Source organism: Treponema socranskii subsp. buccale (assembly GCF_024181585.1).
GTDB classification, from domain to species: Bacteria; Spirochaetota; Spirochaetia; order Treponematales; family Treponemataceae; genus Treponema_D; species Treponema_D buccale.
This window is the reverse complement of the sequence record NZ_CP054258.1, coordinates 986,809-999,361: the sequence shown is the minus strand read 5'-3', so window position 1 is coordinate 999,361 and position 12,553 is coordinate 986,809. Positions and strand designations below refer to the sequence as shown.

Genomic DNA, 12,553 nt, shown 5'->3' with positions numbered 1-12,553 from the left:
TGTCATCATATCAGAATATCGGAAAAAATGCAGGCGTTTTCTATGATATTGCATAATTTTATCGTTTTCGAAGGCATCGACGGGTCGGGCACGTCGACACAACTCGGTATCCTCAAAAAAAAGCTCGGCGATAAAATCTTTGCGACGGCGGAACCGACGGAACTCCCGACGGGGCTTTTTTTACGTCGTATGCTCAAAGGCGAATTTCCGGTCGATGAGCGGACGGCGGCCTTTCTCTTTGCCGCCGACAGGTGCGAACACATCTACGGAAAGGGCGGCATCACGGAGCACGTGCAAAACGGCAAAATCGCCGTAAGCGACCGCTACATCTTTTCGACGCTCGCCTATCAGTCGGCTTCGTTCGGAGACGACATCCCTCACCTCGTAAACAGCGCCTTTCCGCTTCCCGAAGCGCTTTTTTATTTCCGTATCGACCCTTCCCTTTCGTTCGAACGCGTCGTACATCGCGCAGGGCAAAAAGAAATCTACGAAAAAGCCGATTTTCAAAAAAATACCGCCCGCCGCTACGATGCGGTCATCGAAGAGTTTGCAAAAAAAGAAGCGATGAACATAATTACGCTCGACGCATCGCGTCCCATAGAAGAAACAGCGGAAAAGATATGGAGTTACTTTGAAAATCTGCCGATATTGAAATCGTGAAAAAGTATTTTCCGCATATCGTGCGCATCGTCGCCGTTTTGCTCCTCTTTTCCTTCGGCATACCTGTGCCCCTAAGCGCGTATATGGTCAAATATAAAGAGGATTTTTACCGCCTCTATCACATCCACTACCAGCAATATCCCGACGACTGCCTCGAAAATATCTATTGGCTTGAAAAAGCGGTACAAGCGGACTTTTGCAATCCGCTCTACGCCGGCTTAAAAATCGAAACGAAAAAAGAATGGGAAAAATACCGCTACCTCTTTCAAATGCATTTGAATCTCAAACTCATCGAACAGCACTTGAGACTCGGCAGAACCTACGATAAAAAAGCCGCATATTTTTACGACGCGCCGTGGAAAGACGAATACGTGCGTGATTTGGAAAAAGCGCTTTCGTGCTATACGGCCGGTCTCTATTATTGGAAAGAAGCCGAACTGTGGGCGGAAAAAGCGAATGCCGTTTCGTTCGATTTTTTATTTATCACCGAACGACAGTTTTGGGAAGACGAACGCGAACGCATAAAAAACGGCAGTCTCGATTACGGAAAAATGCTCGCACGGGAAATTGCGCGCGTGCAAAAAGTGCGCGACGCTTTTCTTGCAATGGACACGAAAAGCTATTAAAATATCTTCTATGGATACTATCGTACGCATCTCCTATCCGCCCGTTCACCCGGGAACGGATGCTACCGGCATCGTCTTTGCGGAAACAGCTCCCGACTTTATCGATCTCTTTAAGCCCGGAGAAAAAACGGGCCGCCGTCGCTTTTTCGTCACCGACGCAAAAGTCGCAACGCTCCCGCTCTTCGCGCCTTTTATCGCAAGGTTCGACGACGGAATCTGCGGAGACGACAGACTTGCCATACTCGGTTCGGGCGAAGGATACAAAACGATCGAAAGTGTCCTTACCATCGTAAAAAATGCGATCGATGCGGAATTTTCGCGAAAGGATAGTTTCGTCGCCGTCGGAGGAGGCGTCATTTCGGATATAACGGGTTTTGCGGCATCCCTTTTTAAACGGGGCGCATCGTGCGCGTTCGTGCCGACGACGCTGCTTTCGATGGTCGATGCGGCGATCGGCGGAAAAACCGGATGCGATTTCAACAATTATAAAAATATGATCGGTTCGTTTTACCCCGCCGAATCGATATACATTTTTCCCGAATTCGTACAATCGCTTTCCGAAGACCAGTATCGATCCGGACTCGCCGAAGCTTTAAAAACCGCGCTTTTGTACGACGCCGAACTCTACGACGTATTTAAAAACGAAAGCGAAAAGATATGTTCGCGCGATAAAGCGACGGTAAACTTTATTATTAAAAAATGCGCCGCGGCAAAGGCTTCCGTCGTCGAGCGGGATTTTACCGAACAAAATATCCGCACGTATTTGAATTACGGGCACACTTTCGGCCACGCACTCGAATCGCTTGCGGGTTTCGGGAGCGTCACGCACGGAGATGCGGTCGCGTGGGGCATATCGCGCGCCGTCACTCTCAGCTGCAACATCGGTTTGTGCAGCCGAGCGTATAAAGACGAAGTATTCTCCGTCCTCGAGCGCTACGGCTGGGAAACGGATCCCGTGCCTTCGATTATAAAAGGAGGTGCTGCGGGAACGAGGCTCCTTTCGATCATGCACAAAGACAAAAAAAATACCGGCGGCGGCATCCGCCTCGTTTTACAAAAAGGTCTGACCGAAACGGTTTCCGAAACCGTCGGCGACGATGTCATCTTGAACGTTTTAAAATAGTGCGTATGGAACAAAACGATATCGATCGGTATTTTGACTGGGCGGCAACCGCACCCTCCGATAAAGATATTTTGGAAGCCTCTCTTGCGGAAACTTTTTCGGCGTGGGGAAATCCTTCGAGCGTGCATTCCGTCGGAAAAGAAGCGAAACGGCTTTTGGAAAAAGCGCGCGCACTATGTGCCGCATCTTTGGGCGTACCGTCCGAAACGATTTACTTTACGTCGGGCGGAACCGAAAGCGACTGCATTCCCCTCCTTTCCGTATTGAACCGTCCGCAAAAAGGCACCGTACTCGTAAGTTCCATCGAGCATCCGGCAGTCCGCGAACAGGCGGAATCCTTGACAAAATGCGGATGGCGCGTCGTCCGCATTCCGGCGACAACGGGCGGCATCATAACGAAAGAAGCGGTGCTGTCAAAACTCACCGACGATACCGCCCTCGTCTGTGTTATGGCGGTCAACAACGAAACGGGCGCTATTCAGCCGATCAAAGACATAGCGGATGCGCTTGCAAAAGCGGCGGAAAACAAACGAAAAGCGAAACTGCACGTCGACTGCGTTCAGGCTGCAGGAAAAATTCCGCTCGATCTTTCGCATGCAGGGATTGCGAGCGCGGCTTTCAGCGCCCACAAAATCGGAGGCCCCAGGGGTATCGGCATACTCTACCTTGCCGACACGATCGAATCTTTTTTCCGCGGCGGCGGACAGGAAAAAAATATACGAAGCGGAACGGAAAACGTATACGGTGCGCTCGCATTTGCGCGCTGTCTCGAACGCTACTGCATTTCGAATACAAACGAAAAAGCACGCGCGCGTTTTGAAACGCAAAAAAAATTAACAAAATCTTTTATACAAAGCCTTTCCGAAATCGCAGGCTGTACGATTATCCCCGAAGCGCGGCTCGACGCCCGGCATGAAGACGAATATTCTCCGTGGATCGTGCAGGCGTCTTTTAAAAACATTCCGGGACAAGTGATGCTCCGCGCGCTCGACGCCGAAGGATTTTGCGTTTCGACCGGAAGCGCATGCTCTTCGCACAAGGGACAGCATACAGGCGGAAGCGCCGTTTTACGGGCGATGAACGTGAGCGCATCCGTCCGCGAAGGTGCGGTCCGCTTCAGCTTCGGCCCCCGTACGAGCGAAAGCGCGATGAAAGCGCTTGCAGTAAAGGCGGCCGAAATCGCCGCAAAATTCGCATAATCGACTGATGCCTGGAGTGCAGCCGATTTTTTTCGTTACACGTGATTTTTTAGAGAATACGGTTTCCGGCGCAGTTGCCCAAGCGCTCTTTTTATGATACTGTGAAGCCAACAGAGGACGGATTATGGGCGCACGCGGAGAACTCTTTACAACGCAAGTATATTTGGACAACCGGTCGTATTTTTTTAACGTCAAAGAAAACAGAACGGGCGATATATTTCTTCAAATCGTCGAAAGCAAAAGCCGCGACGGCGCGGACTTCGACCGGCATCAGATTGCGATTTTCGCCGAAGATATGCAGAAATTTTTACAGGGCATGGATAAATCGCTTTCGTTTATCGACAAAGCGCGCAGAGCCCGCGTCAAAGCCGCACGCGAAAAAAAAGCCGAAAAAGAAGCGAAGTACGCAAAAAAACTGTATTACGTAAAAGACGGCGAAAAAGAAGCGAAGCGCGACGACGGCATCAAGCGCACGGGCAGAGTTCACATCGTATCGAAGCGGAGCGATGCTGAAAAAGCGAACGATGCCGCGCGGACGAGCGGCGCAGAAATCGATTAATAATTATTAAAACCGAATCTTAATAATGAAAGGTCAGCCTCTGAATCGGAGAAGGACCGATTTCACGGCAAATGCGTCTGTGCTCGGCAGTCGGATAGCCTTTGTGGCGCGCGTATCCGTAAGCGGGGTATTTTTTATCCATTTCGATCATGATCGCATCTCTGTACGTTTTTGCGAGTATGCTCGCCGCCATGACGGGAGCGTATTTTGCGTCCGCTTTTACTTCGCTGCGGCATTCGCATCCGATATCGGGGCAAAACGTTCCGTCGGCAACGGCGCATATCGTTCTGCCCGAAAGGGCTGACGCCTTCAACCATACATCGAATTTTTCCGAAAGCGCTTCATACGCTTTTTTCATTGCAAGGAGGCTCGCTTCGAGGATATTGATTTCGTCGATGAGGGTATGAGAGACGATGCCGATACCCCAGCACGCTTTTTCTTTAATAATTTTTTCGGCAAGACCGCGTTTTTTTGCGGAAAGTTTTTTCGAATCATTTAAAATAGCTTGAGGAAAATCGTCCGGTAAAATCACGGCGGAAGCGACGACGGGACCTGCAAGCGGGCCTCTTCCGGCCTCGTCGAGGCCGCATAAAAAAACATCCGCCTTATTTTCCGCGGACGGCGCTGTCGAACAATTTGCAAGAGCCGGCATGAGCCCTTCTCCTAGTAGCCGCTTTCGGTATTGCCGCCGTATTCGAGGGAAATATTTTGCGCATCGGTATAGACCGCAGCGGCGGATCTTTCCGGATATCGCAGATCGGCGACAAACGAATTTTCGACGATTTTGCTTTTTCCGCCGAAGAGTTCGGCCGCTCTGCCGTAGCTTCCGGCAACCCTGCATGAAGACGAACGCATCTCAAATTCTCCGCCGTGCACGGAAAAATTTACGGCTGCGGAAGCCGCCGTCGAAATGCGCGAATCGCTTATCTTCAGTTTGGAGCCGACGGACGATATACACGACGAATAGCGTTTTGCCGAAGAGGTAATGCCGCAAAAGCGTATCGTAACGACGGATGTATCGGCGCTTACAACATTACCGCTTTCGGCAAACGATACGGCGATTTCACAGTTTTCCGAAGTAAGCACCGAATGTTCCAAGCGTATAAGAGGATTATTAATTTTATTGGGCGAATCCGTATCGTCGCGTTTGACGATAAGATTTATAAGGGAAAGACTTGCGCTCCGTACGGTAAAAAAACCGCCTGACGCAAAGACGAGGCGCGCATCATCTTCGCCTCGGATGACACAGTTCGAATCGATAAGCGTTTCTCCTTCGGGCATAACGAGCGTGCCTTTGATCGTAATATTCGCAAAGCGGTTTTCTTCGGCAGCGGCAAAGCATTCGGCGAGAGTCGTATAGGGATTGTCCCTCGTTCCGTCGGCGCTCTCTTTATCGGCGGATGCATCGACATAATAATTATATTTGTCGATCAAAACATCGTATGAAACAAGCGCACTTTTGTTACCGCTTCGATCGACCGCATAGGCGCAGATTTTATAATAAACCGCATCGTCGGAAGGCGAATCAAGGACAAGAGGAGCGGTGAACGGCAAAAACGAATCCGCATGCACGACGTCGAAAAGAGAAGCGGCGTCTTCTTTTGTCATCGTTCCGAACAGCATCACCGGATTGCTCACGGCGACAAAGAGATCGGACTCCCCGTCCCCAGAAAGCGAAAGTTCGACCGCCTTTCTCGAATAAAAAGATTTTGCCGACGAAACGAAAGTCGGCACCGAAGGAGAACGCCGGTCGACAGTGTACGGAAAAGAAAGCCGTCCCTGATACACCGAATCGTAATAGACGTCCGCATCAAATGTGCCCGACACTTCATCTCCGAAAAACGTATCGATTCCCGCCGCTTCAAAAAGCATCGTCTCCTCTCCGTTTTCAATTCTGCTGCCGAATCGGAAGCCTTCTCCCCGAAGCGCAAGCGAAATCGAACCGTCTTCACGCCGCTCGACAAGAGTTTCGGGTTTTGGCGGAAGCACAAAGGAGCTTACGGGATTGGCGGGAGCAAAGGCAACGCTCTGCCAAAAAATCGTGTGCGGCACGGTTCTGTCAAGGACGGCGCTTTCGTTTCCGCTCACCCAATATGCATCGTCAATGCGGTAAATCAGCGCATCGCTCGTAAAAGACAGCGTATCCCAATCGGTGATTTTAAACGGAACGTCGCGGACTGCAAAAGAACCGGAAAGAGAAGGTTTCGTTTTTATAATAAAACGCCACTTCGCAGTCCCGTCCGAGAGAACGCACGGAATAAAACGCGAGAGAATGCAATCGGCGCTGTATGAAATCGCGCGTCCCTTTTGAAAGGATTCGGGCAGACCGCCGAGACTGTATTCGAGTTCGGACGGAAGAGAGAGCACGTCCCCTGCAGTGTATTCCAAGATACCGTCCGAAACGGCATCGGCGATTTCACCTATCGAATACGCGGACGGAAACGGAACGGGCGCGACGGTATATGAAACGCGGTATTCACGAGAGAGTCCGCGTGAATCGACGGCAACGATACGAACTTCGACATCGCCTGAAACATCGAGCGCTACGGGACCGTCATATGCAAAACCCGAATCGAGCGGATCGGAGCCGTTGAGCGAATAGTATGCGTTTTCACCTTCGGAAAGTTCAAGCACGAGCAGCTGCTTATTCGCCCATACACCCTGTACGGGATTAATAATTTTCACAGTTGCCGAAGCGGCTGCCGAAATCAAAACCGCCAAAGCGATAAGGCATACGCGTTTTTTCATCGCCGGTTTTCCTGTTACATCAGACTTTCCCCAAAAGCGGCTCGAGCACGGGACGCAGTTCGGGATCATCTTTAAAATAATACTCTTCGAGTTCTTCTTTTGAAAGCCCGACGAGTTCATGGCTCAAATAGTGAATCCAGCGATCCTCTTCCGGCTTTGTGATTTCCAAAAGCCTGCACCAATAATCGGGCTGAATGGACTGCTGTTCTTTGTGATACGTAAAGCGCTTATAATCGTGCACGACGATTTTGATATTGCTGCGGGGAACTCCTCTCTGTAAAAATATTTCGACAAGCGAATTGATCGTACGGCCGGAATCGAAGATATCGTCGACGAGCATGATTTTATCGCCGGGACGAAGATATTCGGGCGCATACGTCCATCCGTCGACGTACACTTTTTCGTGCTGCTGAACGTCGGTATACGATCTTGCAACGACGGACGCATACAAGACGGGATGATAATCCTTCCGTACGAGTTTGTAATATTCGCTGATAACGTTTGCCATATACGCGCCTCCGCGCAGCGAACAATAAATCACATCCGGTACAAATCCGTCGGAGTGCATTTTATGCGCAATTTTAAGCGCATCGTTTCGAACAACATCGAACGGAAGAAATTCCTTTATCATCGTGATAACCTCATTTCGTCATTATAATCGTAATCAAAGGAATGCTCAACACGGAGAACACGAAAAAGAGGTATCCGTACATCGCTTCGGATAAAGCTTTCGGGAAAATATTTTATCTTTTAGAAGCCGGCTGTTTCCGCCCGTCTTGCGTCAGGGAATTAAAGTTTGATTTTTTTACCGTTGACGGTTAAAGATCCGTTCACATCATCATACTGAACGTTCGGAACTTTTGTCATATCGTCCGTATTCGAAGATGCCCCCGTAATGCAGATATGACAATTCTTTTTGCCCCGCACTATCTTTCCCGAAAGAACGGGTACCAAAACACACGGCGCCATACAGTTCAAATTAGGTGAAGGCATTACATACGACGCTTCCCTCTTGCCGGACGGATCGGCTATATAAGAAAAGCCCCACGGAAATATCAATGAAATATCGGATATTCCTTTTGACTCCGCAAATATAGGCAGTTCAGGATCGAAATCCTTGTAACGCGCAATCGCAAAGCCGCCCTCTTTTGTCAATAAATCCCTATCCGACATGATAATGTGAATCCGTATATGAAAATATCCTGCCGGTATCAGATAGGTACATATTTCCGTATCGTCATACGGCTTCCAAATGCTTTTACAGTAATCGGAATACATTTCGACGCTATCGCTCTTTCGCCTTTGCCGCCAATAGCCGTCTCCCGTCCCGATATAGAGCATGGAATCGCAGCCTGTTTTTTCGAAATCGTAATTACTCAGCGAACATGAAAAACCGAATTTTGCACTGTACGCAAATTTTGCATATTTATCGGCGGCATGATTCATCTGATAGTCGGGATACTGCCCTCCGTTGAGCAAAACCACATCTTCGGGAGTTCGGGAAAAAAGTATATGCGGAACCGGAAGACACACCGTTTCGGGCAAACCGGGCAGCGCTTGTTCTTCAGCCGTCCAAAACGGATGCTCGGAAGGCAGTGCAAGCATGAGATAGGTTTTACACGCCCAATAAGGAGAACCCTGTCCGTTATATTGTTCGGCGATCATAAGATTCGGATAACGATAACCGACTGTGAGCATACCGTCGCGATCGAAGATCGGCTGCCGGAACCACCACCGCATATTTCTCAAAACGATGCCTTTCATAATTCCCCACGGCAAAACTTCAATTCCGGCAAAAGCACAAGCTGAATAAAAACTTACCACGGCAAAACGATACGTCAGACTTCTTCCGTAGGGAACGAAAAGCCCGTCATTTGTGAAATAGTGAATATGCTGACGGGCAAACAGTTTTACCCGCCGTTCATATCGCTTGCAACGTTCCGTATCTTTGTCTTTTCTGAAACGGTAATAAATCATCGAATAGAACTGAATTGCAAAGGGATTGTAATTATCAAAAGGAACGGCATCTTTATACCAGCCGTCCTCTACATAAAAACTTTCAATAAGGGCAAGATCTTTTTCAAGTACGCTTTCATTCGGAGGACGCCCGACTTGTTCAAAAAAAAGATTCACCAAAATACGAAAAAATTTCCAATTGTTTTCGCTGAATGTACGATCATTTACCGAGTTCAGCCACGTATAAATTCTGTTCTGTTCCGTTTCGGTATATTGTTCCCACAGAACTTTTTTATTGAGTATCATAGCCAATGCGATTGCCGCAGTTTCAACGATACGCTGATCAAAATCCTTAATATCGCCCCAATAAAACGGAGAATCGGGATTCGTTCCGTTGGAGAGCCCCTCTTGATATATCGACAATCCTTCCCATACATAACCGCCGGCAAGCAAAGGTCCGATCCCCCACAAAAGCCTGCTCCACCCTTCAAAAAGTCCTACTCTGTCGCAATAGGTCGTGCTTCCGTTATAATTGAATAAGCCGGTATTACCCATGATAAATTTATCCGAACACGGCATGAGTAATTGAAAAAGACTTTGGGCAACATCATCGCGGGTTTTCAATGGATTTTCAGTTATTGCCGATTTATACGTTTGCATTTTCGCTTACCAAAAAAGCTTATGATGAAAAAGAATACGATCCAGCGCTTCCATATAAAAATAGTCACCCCAAATATTGCATTCGTCGACCCCTTTACCGAACGGCTTACCGTAAACCGCATGTTGCAAAATACCGTTCGATTTCAATCCCTCGGTAGTATAAGACGCGGCTAAAGATTCCATAATCACAAGCGCTGCAGCTTCATACACCGGTCTATCTTTATCGGCAAGGGGAAGCAGCGACGCAAGTTCCATTAAGCCGCATGCAGCGATTGCAGCCGCCGAGCTGTCCCGCTCTTCAGTTCCCGAAGTAAATATAAGATCCCAATAGCATACGGCATCTTGCGGCAAACGGTTAAGAAAATGATGAGCCAAACGCTTTGCCGACATAAGCAGAGAAAAATCGCCGGTATACCGATAATTCAAACAAAATCCGTAAATCCCCCATGCCTGCCCTCGTGCCCAACAGGAAGAATCGCTGAATCCTTGAGCCGTTTTTCCGCGAAGCGCTCTGCCGTCGGTAACATCAAAATAATATGTATGGAATGTCGTATCATCGTCTCGAATTAAAAAACGCTTCGATTTTTCGACATGACTTTTCGCAGCTTGCGCGTATGTATCCGATTGTGTTACTTCCGATGCCCAAAATAAAAGCGGAGTATTCATAAGACAGTCGATAATGATCCTGCCTCTGTTTTCGACGTCATCGGCACTGCCCCATGCTTGAATCACACCTGAAGCGGGATTATAGCGTTCCATCAGCAAATCGGCGGCTTTCAATGCAATCTTCAGAGCGTTTTTATTGCCCGTAGTCAGATACTCCGCCTTTGCCGAAAGTATATACAAAAAACCCAAATCATGCGTTTGTGTTTCTATGCGATTCCTAAGTCGGTTTTCATAGTCGGACAGCGTTGCTTCCGCTGCAATACGGAACGCATCGATTCCGGTCGCATTATATGCCTGCCAAAGCATTCCGTTCCAAAATCCGCTTGTCCATTCATCGTTGGGAATTTTCGGATATATCAAATCGACACTGGCAGGAGCCGGATAACCGTCCGTAAACGTTTTACTGTTCTCTTCCGTTTTCGCGATCGCATAATCCATTGCCCTTTGCCAAAAATCACGATCTTGAAGTGCGTGATTTAAAAAATCGTCTTTTTTTCGTATCTGCTGCACGGTACAACCTCATTTCGATAAATGTATATTTTTACAGCATACTACAAGGCACCTGAAATTCGGCCTTTTTAATCAATACCTGCATAATAATCCGCAACGACTTTAAAGGCCAATTTTCTTCTTTTGCGATCGGCGTCAATCAATCCTTTGCGATTAAAACCTTTTTGATACCGATTTTGTCTGCGCACGGCACGAAAATCATACAAAATCCACGGAGTCGTTCCTTGAATGAAATCGCTTCTTTTCATTACCGCAAATTGCTTTTTATACAGCGTTTCCTGATATTCTTCCGTCCAAAGCGTATTTTCCGTACCGTGATTCCCATATCCGGCGCCCGCACCGAATTCGGTGATAATGACCGGTTTTGTCAATTTTGTATTGCTAAGGATTGTAATCAAATCGTCGAAATTCGGTTCATACCAACCGTAATACTCGTTATTGCCGATAACATCCAATTCGTTCATAAGACGATCTTCAAGGCACATTTTTTCCCGATTGACAAGACAAGCCGCACTGACAAGCCGAGTCGGATCAAGCCGCTTTGCCGTCTGCACAAGATTACGCATAAATGACAACCTGTCGTCGGTATCGGCATTTTCATTTCCCACCGACCAAATGATCACGGATGCACGATTTTTATCTCGCACGATCAATTCCGAAAGCTGATTTTCCGCATCATCGTACGTATCGGGATTCGAAAAATCAATCGCCCAATAGACGGGAATTTCTTCCCATAACAGCACACCCGTTTCATCGGCAATTTTTGCAAAACGCCTCGTGTGAGGATAATGCGCCAAGCGCAAAAATATGCCGTGCATATCTTTCAGATCCCGTATTGTCGCACGTATTATCTCATCATCGGTAGTTTTGCCGAACTTTTCATGATCTTCATGTACGCATACGCCCTTCAGGTAACGTGCTTTTCCGTTAAGATAAATCTTTCCGTTTTCGACTTTAATTTCGCGGAAACCGATCCTATCCGATACGGCATCTTCTCCGAACGAAAGCGAAACATCGTATAACTTAGGATTTTCAGGACTCCACAATTCGGGTGAAACCTCGATTTCCGCACGGCCTTTTCCATCCGCAACCGAAATGACTTCATCGAGCTCCAATTCGGGAATACAAAATCGAGCCTCGCCTGTTTTTGTCCCCTCTATTTGAAAGTCAATCGCAATTTTTTTATAACCGGATCCGGGAACAAGCCGAACAAACCAATCCTTGATTAAAACTTGAGGCGTCCGTACAAAATAGACATCACGATATAATCCTCCGTAATTAAACCAATCCGTATTGCTCATCGGAACGCGGGAATCGGAGCGTGCAGCATCGACAAACACCATAATTTTATTAAAACGCTGCAACAGCCCCGTTGTCTCGACCGTAAACGGTGTCGATCCTCCGTCATGGAACGCAATCGGTTTATTATTTAAAAATACATAGGTACGGTATTGCGCTCCTTCAAACTGAATGAAAGTCCTCTCCCCTGCCTTCCTCTCGATATATGTAAACTCTCTATAATACACACCTATATTTTCATAATAAAAAAGCTCGGGTGAAATCATATTCCAGCACGAAGGCACCGCGATTGTCGGCCATGCCTGAAAATCGAAATCGCAGGGCATTTCGCGACCGTCCTCCGAAAAGCGTTTTTCGGCGTACCATCCGGCACGCAACGATGTTTCATACGGATCGACCGTAAAATGCCATGAGCCGTTAAGCGATTCCGTTTCTCGTCCGTCCATACAAATCGCATTTTGTACCGTTTTGCGAAGCGGAATAAATTTCGCCCGATAATCTTTTTCGTGAATTTCCGACTGGAAGTTGCCGCTTTGTTCTTTCATAA

General features: G+C 47.8%; 11 protein-coding genes. 5 read left to right on the top strand and 6 right to left on the bottom strand.

Annotated features, from left to right (window positions below; genetic code table 11):
- The first annotated feature begins 42 nt into the window (after positions 1-42).
- The 5 genes from tmk (at position 43) to HRI97_RS04400 (ending at position 4,167) form a co-directional block, all read left to right on the top strand.
- Entirely contained in the window at positions 43-660 is a 618-nt protein-coding gene (gene tmk, locus HRI97_RS04420) for a dTMP kinase (protein ID WP_180485851.1), read from the top strand.
- Between the two features lie 20 nt (positions 661-680).
- On the top strand, positions 681-1,286 hold the full coding sequence (locus HRI97_RS04415; RefSeq protein WP_495574009.1) for a DUF8513 domain-containing protein: 606 nt from the start codon (positions 681-683) through the stop codon (positions 1,284-1,286).
- A 10-nt stretch (positions 1,287-1,296) separates the two neighbouring features.
- The gene (locus HRI97_RS04410; protein WP_253726876.1) at positions 1,297-2,409 is read left to right on the top strand and encodes a 3-dehydroquinate synthase; all 1,113 of its coding nucleotides are present in this window, start codon (positions 1,297-1,299) and stop codon (positions 2,407-2,409) included.
- 5 nt (positions 2,410-2,414) lie between these two features.
- Positions 2,415-3,608: a cysteine desulfurase family protein gene (locus HRI97_RS04405; RefSeq protein ID WP_253726874.1), complete on the top strand. Its 1,194-nt coding sequence runs from the start codon at positions 2,415-2,417 to the stop codon at positions 3,606-3,608.
- 124 nt (positions 3,609-3,732) lie between these two features.
- Positions 3,733-4,167 (top strand): DUF3276 family protein, encoded by a 435-nt coding sequence (locus HRI97_RS04400; protein WP_253726872.1) that lies wholly within the window; start codon positions 3,733-3,735, stop codon positions 4,165-4,167.
- Between the two features lie 19 nt (positions 4,168-4,186).
- Here HRI97_RS04400 and rnhB read toward each other — a convergent pair whose 3' ends face one another.
- The 6 genes from rnhB to HRI97_RS04370 form a co-directional block, all read right to left on the bottom strand.
- Positions 4,187-4,819 carry a ribonuclease HII gene (rnhB, locus tag HRI97_RS04395; protein ID WP_180485842.1) on the bottom strand — a complete coding sequence of 211 codons (633 nt, stop codon included), beginning with the start codon at positions 4,817-4,819 and terminating at the stop codon, positions 4,187-4,189.
- Between the two features lie 11 nt (positions 4,820-4,830).
- Positions 4,831-6,915, bottom strand: a complete 2,085-nt coding sequence (locus HRI97_RS04390; protein WP_253726870.1) for a chitobiase/beta-hexosaminidase C-terminal domain-containing protein — start codon at positions 6,913-6,915, stop codon at positions 4,831-4,833.
- Between the two features lie 19 nt (positions 6,916-6,934).
- Positions 6,935-7,546, bottom strand: a complete 612-nt coding sequence (locus tag HRI97_RS04385) for a phosphoribosyltransferase (protein ID WP_180485838.1) — start codon at positions 7,544-7,546, stop codon at positions 6,935-6,937.
- Positions 7,547-7,704: 158 nt separating this feature from the next.
- Positions 7,705-9,531 carry a DUF2264 domain-containing protein gene (locus HRI97_RS04380; protein ID WP_301338904.1) on the bottom strand — a complete coding sequence of 609 codons (1,827 nt, stop codon included), beginning with the start codon at positions 9,529-9,531 and terminating at the stop codon, positions 7,705-7,707.
- 6 nt (positions 9,532-9,537) lie between these two features.
- Positions 9,538-10,635 (bottom strand): glycoside hydrolase family 88 protein, encoded by a 1,098-nt coding sequence (locus tag HRI97_RS04375; protein WP_253726866.1) that lies wholly within the window; start codon positions 10,633-10,635, stop codon positions 9,538-9,540.
- A gap of 140 nt (positions 10,636-10,775) precedes the next feature.
- Entirely contained in the window at positions 10,776-12,551 is a 1,776-nt protein-coding gene (locus tag HRI97_RS04370; protein ID WP_253726864.1) for a glycoside hydrolase family 2 protein, read from the bottom strand.
- Positions 12,552-12,553: the final 2 nt, after the last annotated feature.